The sequence below is a fragment of the Ketobacter sp. GenoA1 genome, from assembly GCF_003671475.1.
Lineage (GTDB): Bacteria > Pseudomonadota > Gammaproteobacteria > Pseudomonadales > Ketobacteraceae > Ketobacter.
In genome coordinates this window covers 217885-232112 of the sequence record NZ_RCHM01000042.1, presented here as the reverse complement: position 1 = coordinate 232112, position 14228 = coordinate 217885, and the positions used below count along the sequence as shown (strand labels likewise).

Annotated in this window: 13 protein-coding genes and 1 tRNA gene; 6 read left to right on the top strand and 8 right to left on the bottom strand. The window is 55.0% G+C overall.

Annotation, left to right across the window (positions count from 1 at the left end):
* Positions 1–79 precede the first annotated feature (79 nt).
* The 6 genes from dapE (at position 80) to D9N13_RS15105 (ending at position 7119) form a co-directional block, all read left to right on the top strand.
* A complete protein-coding gene (gene dapE / locus D9N13_RS15130; RefSeq protein WP_290591805.1) occupies positions 80–1225 on the top strand; it encodes a succinyl-diaminopimelate desuccinylase in 1146 nt (381 codons plus the stop codon).
* 3 nt (positions 1226–1228) lie between these two features.
* Positions 1229–1630: a hypothetical protein gene (locus D9N13_RS15125; protein ID WP_290591803.1), complete on the top strand. Its 402-nt coding sequence runs from the start codon at positions 1229–1231 to the stop codon at positions 1628–1630.
* 22 nt (positions 1631–1652) lie between these two features.
* Positions 1653–2315, top strand: a complete 663-nt coding sequence (locus D9N13_RS15120) for an O-methyltransferase (RefSeq protein ID WP_290591802.1) — start codon at positions 1653–1655, stop codon at positions 2313–2315.
* Between the two features lie 522 nt (positions 2316–2837).
* A complete protein-coding gene (locus D9N13_RS15115) occupies positions 2838–5168 on the top strand; it encodes a molybdopterin-dependent oxidoreductase (RefSeq protein WP_290591800.1) in 2331 nt (776 codons plus the stop codon).
* Between the two features lie 47 nt (positions 5169–5215).
* Positions 5216–6133, top strand: a complete 918-nt coding sequence (locus tag D9N13_RS15110; RefSeq protein ID WP_290591798.1) for a DUF4382 domain-containing protein — start codon at positions 5216–5218, stop codon at positions 6131–6133.
* Between the two features lie 140 nt (positions 6134–6273).
* Entirely contained in the window at positions 6274–7119 is an 846-nt protein-coding gene (locus D9N13_RS15105; protein WP_290591797.1) for a MerR family transcriptional regulator, read from the top strand.
* Between the two features lie 45 nt (positions 7120–7164).
* Here the strand turns inward: D9N13_RS15105 and D9N13_RS15100 are convergent, their stop codons facing one another.
* The 8 genes from D9N13_RS15100 to D9N13_RS15065 form a co-directional block, all read right to left on the bottom strand.
* Complete coding sequence (locus tag D9N13_RS15100) at positions 7165–8040, bottom strand: metal-dependent hydrolase (protein ID WP_290591796.1); 876 nt, start codon at positions 8038–8040, stop codon at positions 7165–7167.
* A gap of 218 nt (positions 8041–8258) precedes the next feature.
* Positions 8259–9338, bottom strand: a complete 1080-nt coding sequence (locus tag D9N13_RS15095) for an alpha/beta fold hydrolase (RefSeq protein WP_290591795.1) — start codon at positions 9336–9338, stop codon at positions 8259–8261.
* A 186-nt stretch (positions 9339–9524) separates the two neighbouring features.
* A tRNA-Leu gene (locus D9N13_RS15090) sits at positions 9525–9609 on the bottom strand.
* 74 nt (positions 9610–9683) lie between these two features.
* On the bottom strand, positions 9684–10826 hold the full coding sequence (locus D9N13_RS15085; protein WP_290591794.1) for a diguanylate cyclase domain-containing protein: 1143 nt from the start codon (positions 10824–10826) through the stop codon (positions 9684–9686).
* Positions 10827–10948: 122 nt separating this feature from the next.
* On the bottom strand, positions 10949–11725 hold the full coding sequence (locus D9N13_RS15080; protein WP_290591792.1) for a hypothetical protein: 777 nt from the start codon (positions 11723–11725) through the stop codon (positions 10949–10951).
* A 56-nt stretch (positions 11726–11781) separates the two neighbouring features.
* Positions 11782–12780: an NAD-dependent epimerase/dehydratase family protein gene (locus tag D9N13_RS15075; protein WP_290591790.1), complete on the bottom strand. Its 999-nt coding sequence runs from the start codon at positions 12778–12780 to the stop codon at positions 11782–11784.
* Entirely contained in the window at positions 12777–13616 is an 840-nt protein-coding gene (locus D9N13_RS15070; RefSeq protein WP_290591788.1) for an alpha/beta hydrolase, read from the bottom strand. The genes D9N13_RS15075 and D9N13_RS15070 overlap by 4 nt, the downstream gene beginning before the upstream one ends.
* A gap of 19 nt (positions 13617–13635) precedes the next feature.
* Positions 13636–14226 carry a hypothetical protein gene (locus D9N13_RS15065; RefSeq protein WP_290591786.1) on the bottom strand — a complete coding sequence of 197 codons (591 nt, stop codon included), beginning with the start codon at positions 14224–14226 and terminating at the stop codon, positions 13636–13638.
* Between the last annotated feature and the right edge of the window lie 2 nt (positions 14227–14228).

The window sequence follows — 14228 nt, the reverse complement described above, 5'->3', positions numbered from 1 at the left end:
TCGTGTACAGTATTCGGTAAACGACTCGGGGTTTGGTATCATAGCGGCCCATTTAACCAGCCCCGGGATACCCTGATCCATGCCTGACCTGTCGCCCACCCTAGAACTGGCTACGCAATTGATTGCCAAGCCTTCCGTCACCCCGGATGATTGCGACTGCCAGAACATCATGATCGAACGTCTGGCAGCCATCGGCTTTGAAGTGGAGAGGCTGCCCTTCGGTGAAGTGGACAACTTCTGGGCCCGCCGCGGCAATCGGGGGCCGGTTCTGGCCTTTGCCGGACATACCGATGTGGTCCCCACCGGGCCGGTGGACAACTGGCAACATCACCCCTTCGAACCGGTTATCGAGGACGGCATGCTCTGCGGGCGCGGCGCTGCTGATATGAAAGGCAGTCTGGCGGCCATGGTCACCGCCTGTGAGCGTTTCGTGGCGGAACATCCCCGGCACACGGGTTCCATCGCTTTTCTGATTACCAGCGACGAAGAAGGGCCCTCCATCAACGGCACAGTGAAAGTGGTGGAGCACCTGGAGGCCCGCCACGAAAAAATGGACTGGTGCATCGTGGGCGAACCCTCCAGCTCCGAAAAAGTGGGAGACGTGGTGAAAAACGGCCGCCGGGGATCCCTGGGCGCCAAATTGGTGGTCAAGGGTATCCAGGGCCACGTTGCTTACCCACACCTGGCCCGCAACCCCATTCACCAGGTGGCACCGGCACTGGACGCTCTGGCCCAGGCACATTGGGATAACGGCAACGAGTTTTTCCCCCCCACCTCGTTCCAGATCAGCAACATCAACTCAGGTACCGGTGCCACCAACGTGATTCCTGGGCATGTGGATGTGGTGTTTAATTTTCGTTTTTCCACGGAGAACACCGCCCAATCATTGCAACAAAAAACTCAAAAAATCCTTGATGAACACGGCCTTGAGTACGACATAGAATGGACCCTGTTTGGCGAGCCTTTCCTCACAGGGCGGGGTGATCTGGTGCAGGCGGTGGTCAGCGCCATTCGCACCGAAGCCAACGTGGAGCCCGAACTGTCCACCTCCGGCGGCACCTCCGATGGCCGCTTTATCGCGCCTACCGGCGCCCAGGTGGTGGAACTGGGCCCATGCAATGCCACGATTCACAAACTCAACGAACGCATCAAGGCCGACGATCTGGACATCCTGAGTAAGATCTACCAACAGATCATGGTCAACCTACTGGCGCCGGAGCGATAACCCATGAGCAACGAATCCCTGTCCCATCTGGACGATCTGGAAATCTATCTGGCGATTGATGATGTGGCAGCGGTGATGAACTGGCTGACATCCTCCCTGCCCCACTTTGAGTTAGTGCGCAGCAGTAAAAAAGGCTGTAAGTTTCGCTGTGGTGTCAATGCTCTCACCAGCAATGGCATGGTGGTATTGAATGCCGGTCGCACGGGATTCACCTCAGTCTGGATCGACAGTAAAGACACCCCCTGGGCCGACGATGTGGCCATGGCGCGCTCAGCCTTTGCCGCACTGCACTGTGAAGTGCGCTGCGTGGAAAGCGCCTGGAGCAATGGTGATGATCCGGATCAGTGGTTGCAGATCAACGCCTCCGGTGAGCACATCATTCAATGGGTTACGGAAGAATCTTAACCCCGTCAAAGGAGCCTCAATCATGTCCAATAAACCCACGTTGGATCTTATGGCGCTGCACGATTATGTGGTCGAACATTCGGTGCGGGATGACAGCGTACTGAAGGACCTGCGTAACGAGACAGCCGAAGATGAAATGGCACGCATGCAGATCGCACCGGAGCAAGGTCAGTTCATGGCCCTGCTGGTGAAACTGATGTCGGCAAAACGCATCATCGAAGTGGGCACCTTCACCGGTTACAGCAGCCTGTGTATGGCTAGGGCGCTGCCAGATGACGGCGAAATGATTTGCTGTGACATTGACGAACACTGGACCCGCATTGCCCAACGTTACTGGCAACGGGACGGCGTGGAGAACAAAATCAAACTGGTACTGGCGCCGGCACTGGATACCTTGCAACAGCTTGTAAAAGACGGCCGCAGCAATGAGTTTGACCTGGCGTTTATCGACGCTGACAAAGAGAATTATGAGCACTATTTCGAGTACTGCCTGGAGCTGATTCGGCCCAACGGAGTGATACTTCTGGATAACACCCTATGGAGCGGCAGAGTGGCGGATAACAGCGTCGATGACGTGGATACCAACGCCATTCGAGCCCTCAACCGCAAGTTGAAAGAGGACACCAGAATCGACTTGAGCTTATTGACAGTGGCCGATGGACTGACCTTGGCCAGAAAGCGTTAGCCTTTTTAATTCAAAGAGTTGCTGCAGGAAAAGTGCTTCATGGAAGGAATCGAACTACCCGATCGCGACAAAAAGACCCTGCTTCACCATAGCTGAGGAGAATAATTCGGAAGGCAGAACAATTCATGCGATCGGGCAGTCGAGACCCTGATAATAGACTGCAAAAACTCTCATAAGCAAGGGCTGAATCCGATAAATTGGACACTAATTTTCGCCCGACAAACGGGTTAGCAGACACTTACATTTAACAGCCTGAGCTGCATACCATTTTAGTTAAAACTAACAAACTTAGTTTAAGTTACAGTATCATCAAGCCGGCAGCAATATCCCTTTTCCAGGCTGCGGCTAAGTTATTTTGTCGACAATTCAGTCGAACCCATGCACCCTGGGCGCCACCCTGCAGGCCCGAAGCAACGCAACAGCGAAAAGTCGACATTTTGATGATCTATTCCTTTTCTGCTCCTTTAGCCAAAGGTAACATTGCCCATATTGCCGCCGCATCTGAGAGAAAAAGGACTGTTCATGCCCCAACCGCAAAAACACCTGCGAACCTGTAATCTCTGCGAAGCCATGTGCGGCATTGAAATCAGCCACGACCGCGGACAGATACTGGCCATCAAGGGTGACCCCAGAGACCCTCTCAGCAAGGGCCACATTTGCCCCAAGGCGGTGGCACTGCAGGACCTGCACGAGGATCCGGATCGACTGAAATACCCCATGCTGAAAACACCGGACGGCTGGGAGCAAATCAGTTGGGAGAACGCCTTCAATGAAGTGGCCTCGCGCCTGCGCAATACCCAGGCCAAACACGGTAACAACGCCGTTGGCCTCTACCTGGGCAATCCCACCATTCATAACATGGGCAGCATGCTGACGTTAATGCCGTTCCTGTCGGCCCTGGGTACGGCCAACCGTTTCAGCGCCACTTCCGTGGATCAGTTGGCCCCCATGCTGGTGGCCATGAAGATGTTCGGTAATCAGCTGTTGCTGCCGGTACCCGACATTGATCGCACGGATATGATGGTCTGCCTGGGTGCCAATCCCATGGCCAGCAATGGCAGCCTGATGACGGCTCCGGGCTTTAAGGAGCGGATACGCGCCCTGCAGGAACGGGGCGGAAAGCTGATCGTCATTGACCCAAGACGCACGGAAACGGCAGCGATCGCCGACCAACACCACTTTATTCGCCCCGGAACAGACGCGTTACTGGTGATGGCCATGCTGCATACCCTGTTCCGCCAGGACCTGGTGGACACCGGCCGCCTCACCAATCATGTGCAGGGCCTGAACATCGTCAAAAACATGGTGGTTGGATTTACGCCACAAAAAGTTGCCCGCATCACCGGCATCAAGGCGAAGGACATCCGCCAATTGGCAATCCACTTCGCCAAATCCCCCAGTGCCTGTTTTTACGGTCGAATGGGCGCGTCCACCCAGGAGTTCGGCACCCTCACCAATTGGTTGATTACCCTGTTCAACACGCTGACCGGCAACCTGGATGAGCCCGGCGGCGTGATGTTTACCCGTCCCGCCGTGGATCTGCCGGGGCTGGCAGACGTTGCCGGGCAAACCGGCAGTTTCAATTCGCGTAAAAGCCGGGTACGCAAATACCCTGAATTCGGCGGCGAATTCCCCGCCACCACTCTGGCCGATGAAATCCTCACCTCCGGCAAGGGCCAGATACGGGCGCTGGTGACAGCAGCAGGCAACCCGGTATTGTCCCTGCCCAACGGCAACAAGGTGAGCAAAGCACTGCAGCAGCTGGATTTCATGGTCTCCATCGATTTTTACCTGAATGAAACCACAAGCCATGCGGACATCATCTTGCCTCCCACAGGGCCACTGGAACACGGCCACTATGATGTGGTGCTGAATATGTTGACGGTGCGCAATACTGCCAAGTATTCCCCGCCACTCTACAAGCCACTGCCCGACACCCGCCATGACTGGGAGATTCTTAACGAACTGACGCGCCGCCTGCAATCCCATTCACCACTGAAATGGGCTGCCAGTGAAGCGCAATATCTGGCCATCAGGAAACTGAAGGATGAAGGGTTGCTGGATATCGCATTAAAAGCGGGCCCCTACGGTCGGCAACCGCAAACACTCACCGACATGCAATCAAAGGTGACCGAATTTGTCTACCGGCGCTTTCCCTCCAGCCGCGCCAGCCGCCTCCTGGATGTGAGCCCCTACAGCCGGCATACCCGGCAGGGAGCGCAAGCGGGCCTGTGCCTGAAAAAATTGAAAAAACACCCCAGCGGTATCGACCTGGGGCCGCTGCAGCCCTGCCTCCCCGACCGGCTCTGCACCCAGGGAAAATCCATCAACCTGGTGCCCAAGCTGTTCATGAAAGACATTGCTCGGCTGCAACAAAGACTGGAGAAAAAGGGCAAACCGGCCCCGGATTCCTTTGCCCTGATCGGGCGACGGGATGTGCGCAGCAATAATTCCTGGATGCACAACAGCCATAGACTGGTGAAAGGCAAAAACCGCTGCACGGCCCTGATCAACACAGAGGATGCCAAACGCCTGGGCATTGCGCAGGGCGACACCATCACCGTCAGCAGCCGGGTGGGTGAAATTGAACTACCGGCACAGCTCACCGCAGATATCATGCCCGGGGTCATCAGCATTCCCCACGGCTGGGGCCACAACCGGCCCGGCAGCCAACTGACGATCGCCGGCCAACACGCAGGCGTCAGCCTCAACGACATCACCGATGATTACAGCATTGACGCGGTCACCGGTGTCGCCGCCTTCAGCGGCCAACAAGTAACCGTCAGCACCATTAAAATGGAACGAAACGTGGTGCGCATCAACGACAAACGCCTGGCCAGCTCCACATCATAGTGGTACAGCCAAAACGTTCAGGTAACGCAAGAAAACAGGAGTTAACCATGAAACATCGAACCAAAATATTCATCAGCGTCATCACCGCCCTGGCATTGAGTGCCTGTGGCGGCAGCAGCAGCGATCGTTCCGCCAACGGATCCAGCGGTGAAGGCAAACTGTCACTGAGCATCACGGATGCCCCCGTGGATGGCGCGAAAGAAGTGTGGATCACCATTGAAGAAGTCATGCTGAAACGCTCTGGCGACGAAGAAAAGACCATCACCCTTACGGGCCCGGGCGTGGCCACGGACGGCACCCTGACGGTTGATTTGCTGGCATTGAGCGGCGGCCAACTGAGCCAGCTGTTCAACAACGAAACCGTCACCGCAGGCAGCTACCAGTGGGTGCGTTTTGGCTTGGTGGACGGCACCAGCAAAATTGTCTGGGATGATGATACAGAGTCCCCTTTGCAGCTGCCCGCCAACAAAAATGAGCTGAAAACCAGTGGCAGCTTCAGTGTCAATGCCGATGAATCGGTGGCCTACATCATCGATTGGGATCTGCGCAAATCCATCGTCGAGCGCAATGCCAGTAGTGGTAGCGAATACATGCTGAAACCGGTACTGCACATCAAGCGGGATGATGTGTACGCCTATGCCACCGGAACCGTAAACGACGACCCTCTGTTTAACAGCTGTGGGCCGGAAGAAGTCCCCAGCATCTATGTATTCAGCGGGATGAACGTCACCCCGGACGACCTGGGCAGCGAAGTCGAGCCCATTCTGTCGGTTTATGTGAGCGATGATCCACAGCAATCGTTCTATCTGGGGCCGCTGGACCCCGGCGCCTACACCCTGGCGTTTACCTGCGACAGCCTTGATGACGATCCAGAAAGTGGTGACGATGATCTGGTGTTTCCACCGGAAGGCACTGCAAACATCACCCTTGAATCGGGCGATAACGGCAACGTCATCACGCTGTAAGCCATTTGCCGCTATGGCCTGACTGATATGGCCTGACTGATATGGCCTGAAGAATGGCCTGAAAAGGCATGCCCTGAAGCCGTGACGAAACTGTGGCATAATCCCGCACACATTCGTCAACGGCTGGCACCAGGATAAGAATGAAACTGCCACACAAAACCCTTAACTACATCGCGCAACACCTGCCCGGCCTGGCAGCTCCCAGCAAGAAAACCACGGAGCTGCCTCAGGGCAAGGAATTTACCATTGATGAACTGGCTCGGGCTTCCGAAACCACGGTGCGGAATATCCGCGCCTATCAGGATCGTGGGCTGCTCCCACCTCCCGAGTTGCGGGGCCGTAAGGGCTATTATTTCAACAGTCACCTGGCTCGATTACGGGTCATCTCCGGACTGCTGGATCGTGGCTACTCTCTCAACAGCATCAAAGACCTGATCGATGCCCTGGAGAACGGTATCGATTTACGCCATCTGATGGGGTTGGAATCGGCGCTGACCAGCCCCTGGACGGATGAGGAGCCACAACTGGTTCCCATGACCGAGCTGGTGAAGATGTACGGCGCCTATCTGACTCCGGAGGCCCTGGCCCGGGCTGCTGACCTGGACTTGATGCGCCCGGAAGGCACCATGGTGCAGGTACGCAGCATGCGTACATTGCGGGCCGGTGCTGAGCTGGTGGCCACCGGCATTCCCCTGGAGGAACTGCTGGATATCGTGCGCATGCTGCGCGGTAACGTGGAGCGGGTGGCCAACGAGCTGGTACGTCTGGTGGGGGATCACGTTCTGTCAAACTATGAAACCGAAGAGCTGCCTCCCAAGGAAGAGTTTCCCAAGCTGGCGGACCTGGTTTGGCGCTTACGCCCGCTGGCAGAGATGGCGGTACACGCTGAACTGGCCCGCGCCATGGAAAACGCCGCCAGCCGCCTGCTTTCAGATCGGCTCGAACGCATCATTGAGCGTATGGCGCGGGAAAAGGACACCCAATAAAAAAGCTCCCAGTGGGGAGCTTTTTTATTGCGGGAACCGCATTGATTACGCTGCAGCGGAATTCGCTTCCGGCACCAGATTGGCCTGCGCAGCAAACCCGTCCACCAACTGCATTAACTCTTCCGCTTCATCCAGCAGGTGACTGTTATCGATATCCCAGGGGTGAAAGCCTGGTTTGAAAAAGCTCAACCAGTCACCGATCAGGGATGGGAACACCCCATTCTTGCCGAACTGATAACGGAATGACTTGCTCCAGCCTGCCAGGTTGCGATGCTCACCACGGCTCTTCATGACTTTGTAGTAATAGCGGTAGAACAGGCTCCAGAAAATAACGTTAGCCAGTACAAACGTAACGGTACGCAGTGCATAGGCAGCCGGGCCTTTGCCGATCACCTCTTCATACACATCGTAAGCAACACCTTTGTGCTCGGTCTCTTCCATGGCATGCCATTTCCACAGTGCTTCATAGTGGGGATCGGAGTTTTTGATGAAACGATCATCTTCCATCACAATGTCCGCCAACATGGCCGTCAAGTGTTCCAGTGACACGGTCACCGCCAACTGCACCGGGCGCGGCAGGGTTTTCTGGACAAATGCCAGCAGTTTTTCGACGTTGGCTTCCATCTTGTCGATGGGGATGCCTGCTTCCACCATGGCTTCGTTGTACTCTTCATGCTCACGGGTATGGAAGGCTTCCTGGCCAATGAAAGCTGAAACCGCTTTCTTAAGTTCCTTATCCACTACGTCTTTGCGATAGTTACGAATGCTCTGGATGAAAAAGCGCTCGCCTGCAGGAAAGAATATCGAGAGGGTATTCATAAACTGGGTCCAGTGGGCACCGCCACCGTTCCAATTATCGATTTTATCTTTGGGCAAATAAAACTGCAGATTGCGGCGTACAGGAAGAATCGCTGCGGTCATGGTTTTCCCTCTGTGTCATTGTTTTATGTTACACCACTCAATGTAATATAAAACAATTTCGAGGTACAGGGATTTTAACATGGTTTATGTAACATTATTTAGTGTTATTGATGCTCAATAATACAGCAGCAACAGTAACGGTTACTTTCTAACCATATCCCAAGCTTTACCGGCAAACAAGCACAATTTATAACCTACTCTACCTAGGGCTATCCGCGCTACCCACCCGATCGCGTTGATAGCCATTCTGCTGTGGCCGGCCAGGCCAGCTCCGGTGCCCTGCTGCCACTGAGGATGCCGGTGTGCCCACCCGGGCAGCGTAAAAAGGTTTTATCCTCACTGCCCACCAGCCTCATGATGGGTTCACAGCAGTGCTCGTTCGCCAGCTTGTCGTTGCTGCCGGCCAGTGCCAGCAGATTGGCGGAAACATCACGCAGATAGATCGTTCTGTGGCCCAGGGTGAAATAGCCGCGGGATGCCTCGTTCTCCAGCCAGACACTGTACATCCAGTCACGGATCACCCCTCCCGGATACGCCTCCAGGTTATCCATAAAAGCACTCTGGTTGGCGTGCTGAATCATAAACTCACGATCATCCAGATTGCGGATCAAATCCACATAGCCCTGCACACTGCTGACGGGATCGGACAGTTTAAAGCCGATGGCGTTGATCCAGGCCGGCGCATAGGCAGCGCTGGACGGCACCCGGCGGAAATTGATACCAACGGCTTTTAAGGCCCGGTTCAACGCCGCGTACTGGCGACCGATCTGGCCATTGGCATGGCCATCCAGCGCCGTGCCCACCGTCACAATGTTGCGAATATCAGGATCCCGGGTGTAGGCCTGGTAACACAGGGCGAAGCCACCGCCCATACTCCAGCCATGAAGCGACAGGGACTGTTTGCCACTGTGATCGCGCACCGCCTGCAGAAACTCCGGCAACAGCTTGGTGACATAGGTGGCCAGGGTATACCCGGCGTGCTTGCGGGTAGGGCTGCCCCAATCAATCAAATAGACATCAAAGCCCTGTTGCAAAAAATATTTAACGAAGCTGCGTTGCGGAAACCAGTCATAGATCAGCATGTTGATGGCCAACGGCGGCACTATGACCAAAGGTGTCGCGTACCTGGGAGCACCCTGCCCGGCATTACGATAGTGCCGTAACCGCACCAGGCCATCATCTTTCACCACGTCATAGGGTGTCTTGCCTGCGGTAATCAGAGTATGTGGGCGCAACACTCTGTCGCCGGCATTGGACAACAGAGTTTTCACACGGCGGGGATGAATACGCTTTAACATGGTGGCCTCCTGACTGGACGCCGCGCAGTGTACCTGGGATTGCCGTGCTGTCAGTGACTTTTTTGATTGCAAAGCTGGCTCAGAAGTCAATTCAGTGATCACAGGAAGGTCAACTCTGAAGTGCAGTCGCTTAAGCAGGATTAAAAACAGAAGGGCTGTATATTAAGAACTATATATATGGATATATGGTGCGCCAGGAGGGACTTGAACCCCCACGCCTCTCGGCACCAGAACCTAAATCTGGCGTGTCTACCAATTCCACCACTAGCGCATGATGTGAGAGGCGCGCATTCTACCAAGTTTTATGCGGATGTAAAATGCTTTTACCGGGCCCGGATATGGGCACTAGGCGCTCTCAATCTGGGACAATAAAGCACTTCGCTGCTCTGCCGTCATGGCCTGCCATAACGGCAACAAACGCTGCATGGCCAACGGGATCTGGTCCTCCACCGCGGCAGCGCCCTCTTCACTTAAAGTAGCCAACAAGCCATCCAGGGAGAAATCGGTAACATCCTGCAGACCGCTGACCTGTTGTGAGTCAGACGATTCGATCAGGGCGTGCACCCTGTTGCCTCCAGCGTTTGCCGCCAGCTGCAACGCCTCCTCCGTTTTCAACATACATTGCTGAAACAGATCCGACCCTTTGTCGGCGGGCACGTACAGCCCGATGGATATACTGATTTCCAGTGTCTCGCCCCTTAATTTGGCTTTAAACCCGGACACAGTCTGACAGATACGTTCCGCCAGCCTGGTCGCGCCGTCAGGGCCCGCCGTGGGCAGTGATACGGCGAAACGTGCCAACCCGATCCGGCCCAGGCCATCTTCCTTGCGCACGTTTTTCAGCAGTACTCTGGAAATCTGCTGAATCAGACTGTCGGCGCCTTTGCGCCCGATTTTCAGGAACAGGTCGTTAAAGCTATCCACCTCCAGCAACAGGATGGCGATATCGTGGTTGTGGCGGGCCACAAACGATAGATCTTTTTCCAGATGCTGTTTGAAACTGCGCTCGTTGCTGAGCCCGGTGAGCGCATCAACACTGGCCACCTCCTGCAGGGTTCGGGTATTGCGCTGGTAGGTGGCGTGAGCATGGGCACGGGCTTTTAAATCGGTGGAATTGAAGGGCTTGGTGATGAAATCCGTAGCGCCCTGCTGTAAAGCCTTCTCCTTGGCTTCATCGTCGTTTTCGGCACCGGTTACTACAATCACCGGCAAATTCCGAATGCCTTCGTCGGCTGAGGTGCGCACCGCTTCCAGCAACTGGTAGCCGTTCATTTTCGGCATATTCAGATCCGTGAAGACCACCTGGATAGAGGCGTCATCATTGATCATATCCAGCCCCTGCTGGCCATCCTCCGCCACCACCACGTCAAACTCTCCACCCAGCATTTTCACGGCGGATTTGCGCATGACTTTGGAATCATCAATAAGCAGAATGCGGGTCTGGGTTTCAGATTCTGCGTCCATCTGATTTTCGACGGATTCGGACATGAATTAAGGGCTCCCACCGGATCAATACAACTACTCTTCACTATAGACAGTAATGACCCGAGGGAAAGCTTAACCTAATTAGGAGCGCGCATTCTCTGTGATTTTGATCACAGTTTGGGCAATCAAGCCCCTGGCGCAGCTCGCAGCAGTGACCCCACTTCTTTATCCAGTTTTTCAAGTCGCCCGTTCACCTGACTGCGATGGGCATCAATGGCCTTGATCGCTACTTCCAGACTGGTGATGCGGTCATCAAAATCCGCGGCACTGCCCAACACTGCTTTCATTTGCTGCAGCTCTTTCTTCAGGGTATCGGTGGATTTCGCCAGGGTGGCGTTGCTTTCCTGCATTTCGTTGATCTGTTTTTTCAGCGCTGAAATCTGCGCCGCCGACGCTTTCACCTCTTTACTCATACCACTGAGTGTGCCCTTGCTGGCTTTCAGGTCACTCTGCAGGGATTTAACCTGTTTGCTCAGTTCGGCAATATCCGGTCGATTGCGCTTGTTGGCAAGATCCCACAGCTTACGCACTTCGCTGTCCAGTAATTTGATGTCTTCAATCATCTGATCACCGGACTTGCTGAGGGTATTATCGCGATTTTCCAGCCGCATCTGCAGATCCGACAACGCCTTTTCCGCCGACGTCAGGCTGGCGGTGGAGCGTGTCAGGCTGGATTGCAGGCGCTCGATTTTGTCCCAAAGGTACCAGCCTCCCCCTGCGCTGCAGACCATCAGCACAATCAACACCGACCATAATCCGGCCTGACCGGCGCCGGATGGGGGCGGTGGCACCCGGGAGGGCTTCTGTGTATTTTTGGGCGGTTTACCGCGACTGGTTTGCCGTTGCGCCAACTCATCGCGGGTTGGCTTCATGCTCAGATCGCCGAGCGTGTCATTAGTCATGTTGTTGTCCAGTGGTCTTCAAATGGGTCGATTATACCAAAACCGCTGCAGACGACTCAGCCGTTTTGTTGCTTCCACCATTGTGCAAAGTCGTGCAGCGTGTCGTCTATGGATAATAACGGATCATACCCCAGTTTTCTCTTCGCGCGCTCAATATTCAGGGTAAAGGAATTTCCCATCACGGCCACTTTATAGCGCAACAGATCAGGCTCGCTGGATTTTCGTCGCAAGCGATGCACTGTTTCCACCAACGCCGCCAGGGAGTAGGCCACACCGTAGGACACTTTGCGCGTTACCTGCGGCAATCCCAGCAACGGCATCAGCTGATTGATCACCTGCCACAGGTTGACCGGTTGCGGATCGGCCAGATTATAGATATCACCACAGACTTCATCGGGGCCGAACACGGCGCAATCAAGACCGAGCATCATATTACTGATGCTGGTCATACTGACGATGTTCCTGCCCTCTCCGACCTGCAGTAAGCGGCCAAGCTGGTGGCTTTGAATGAGGCGCGGAAAAATGGATTGATCACCCTGGCCCACCACCAAACGGGGCCGCAACGACAGAGTTTTCAGCTGTTCGCTGTGGGCACGCAATACCCGGGTTTCCGCTTGATATTTAGTACGGGCGTAGTGATCTGCGAACCGTGCAGGCAAAAACTCTTCAGTCACATTCAGGTGGTCATTGAAATCAAAGTACACACTGGGGGTGCCCAGATTGACAAACCGTTGTACTCCCGTGTGGGGTGCGGCCGCCAGCAGGTTCTCGGTGGTCACCACGTTGGCATGATAGTAATCCAGGTAGTCTCCCCACAATCCGGTTTTTCCGGCGCAATGTACAATGACATCCATATCCTTGCAGATTAATTTTACATAGGGTTCATCCTGCAGATCACCACGAAAATAATGCGCCCCGGTTGCTGCCGCCAGGCGACTACCCCGTTCCAGGTTTCGCCCGCAAAAGAACACCTTTACATCCGGCCGGTTTGCCGTAAGGTGCTGCACATACTGCTCGCCGATAAAGCCCGTTGCACCGGTAACCAGCACTTTCATCGCTGCGCACCTGACATGAACGAGAGCAAAGCCGCCATGGTTCTCTGATGATTGGGCATAAACGGCAAAAAATCGAAAACGGGCCGCACGTGGCCATAGCCCTGCTGGGCATGCAATTGGGCGCGCTGGCCGGCTGCCCTGGCCGCCTGCAACATTTGCCGGGCATTGCCTATGCCAATCACGGCATCCTGATCCCCGTGCAGCATCAAGATGGGCACTTTATCCTCCCCCACATAATTGATGGGTTTCACCACCTCGTAATCCGCCTGCGCCGCAGAAAAAATATCACTGTACACCGGAGACGTCTCCGGTCGGAAACGATAGACACCGGACAAACCGATAATACCAGCGATACTGCCGGCATGGAGATGGGCCAATTCACGATAGGTCTCATCCATGGCCACCATGCACGCAATGTGCGCACCGGCAGAATGTCCCATCAGAAAAAAGGGTGCATCCGCAAAGCCGTAACGCAGACCGTCGCGCCGTAACCAGGAAATACCATGGGCCACATCCTCAATGAACAACGGATAGCGCACCTGCGGGTACAAACGATACCCCACCACCGCACAGGCAACACCATATGCCGCCATGGCCGCCCCCAGATAACCGTATTCCTCTTTACTGCCGGAGTGCCAACCGCCGCCATGGAGAAAAATCATTTGTGTCCCCCGATACCCTTCCCGGGGGAGATAAATATCCAGCGCCTGGCCGGGCTCACGGCCGTAGTGCAGATTGCGAATGACTTTTCCCGGCCGATGTCCCACCAGCCGCAAACCGGCGAACAGACTCTTCCGTAACAGATCCCGGGGGGAATCCAGGGCGTTTCTTTTCATCTATTGGTTTCTTGTGGTTTCAGGGCTTGGCGCCAAACACTAGGTTTTTACCCGGTCTGTATTGCGGTGTTAACAACCGCAGTTTTTTATCCTGCGTAATGCTGTAGGGAATGAATACAGACAACGCATCCGGGTGAATGTGGTTCAACTCTACCCGAATCCCCGGCTGGGAAAAACCAGTGTCCGCCCGGGTCGCTACATAATCCATAAAAAAAGCAGCGGCCCGTATGCGCCGTTCCTCTGCCAGCTTTTCGGTTTTTTCCACCAGTGCCGCCATGGCACGGTCCGGATTATCAATACGCAGGGAAACCGGCGTTCCGATCAGACGCACTTCGTTGTCATGGCCCATCATGGCAACGAATGGGTAGAACGTGCCGTTTTCCACCAGCTCTGAAGCCAACATTTTCAACCCCTCGTCCATCAACGCCTGCAACTCCCGGCGGGCCACGCGCGAGGAAACCGGGGGCTGGCTCACAGCCGCCGGTGTCTGGGTTTCCTCACTTGCTTCAGAGACATTGCCGATGGTGGATAAATCGTCTGTTTCGGCCGTAACAAAGGCACCGGACAGAAAAAGCACCACAGCAAACACGATGTATAGAATAGGCCTCAAAT

Coding starts and splice junctions, on each gene's coding strand:
- dapE (WP_290591805.1), top strand. CDS start 80: ATGCCTGACCTGTCGCCCACCCTAGAACTGGCTACGCAATTGATTGCC.
- D9N13_RS15125 (WP_290591803.1), top strand. CDS start 1,229: ATGAGCAACGAATCCCTGTCCCATCTGGACGATCTGGAAATCTATCTG.
- D9N13_RS15120 (WP_290591802.1), top strand. CDS start 1,653: ATGTCCAATAAACCCACGTTGGATCTTATGGCGCTGCACGATTATGTG.
- D9N13_RS15115 (WP_290591800.1), top strand. CDS start 2,838: ATGCCCCAACCGCAAAAACACCTGCGAACCTGTAATCTCTGCGAAGCC.
- D9N13_RS15110 (WP_290591798.1), top strand. CDS start 5,216: ATGAAACATCGAACCAAAATATTCATCAGCGTCATCACCGCCCTGGCA.
- D9N13_RS15105 (WP_290591797.1), top strand. CDS start 6,274: ATGAAACTGCCACACAAAACCCTTAACTACATCGCGCAACACCTGCCC.
- D9N13_RS15100 (WP_290591796.1), bottom strand. CDS start 8,040: ATGACCGCAGCGATTCTTCCTGTACGCCGCAATCTGCAGTTTTATTTG.
- D9N13_RS15095 (WP_290591795.1), bottom strand. CDS start 9,338: ATGTTAAAGCGTATTCATCCCCGCCGTGTGAAAACTCTGTTGTCCAAT.
- D9N13_RS15085 (WP_290591794.1), bottom strand. CDS start 10,826: ATGTCCGAATCCGTCGAAAATCAGATGGACGCAGAATCTGAAACCCAG.
- D9N13_RS15080 (WP_290591792.1), bottom strand. CDS start 11,725: ATGACTAATGACACGCTCGGCGATCTGAGCATGAAGCCAACCCGCGAT.
- D9N13_RS15075 (WP_290591790.1), bottom strand. CDS start 12,780: ATGAAAGTGCTGGTTACCGGTGCAACGGGCTTTATCGGCGAGCAGTAT.
- D9N13_RS15070 (WP_290591788.1), bottom strand. CDS start 13,616: ATGAAAAGAAACGCCCTGGATTCCCCCCGGGATCTGTTACGGAAGAGT.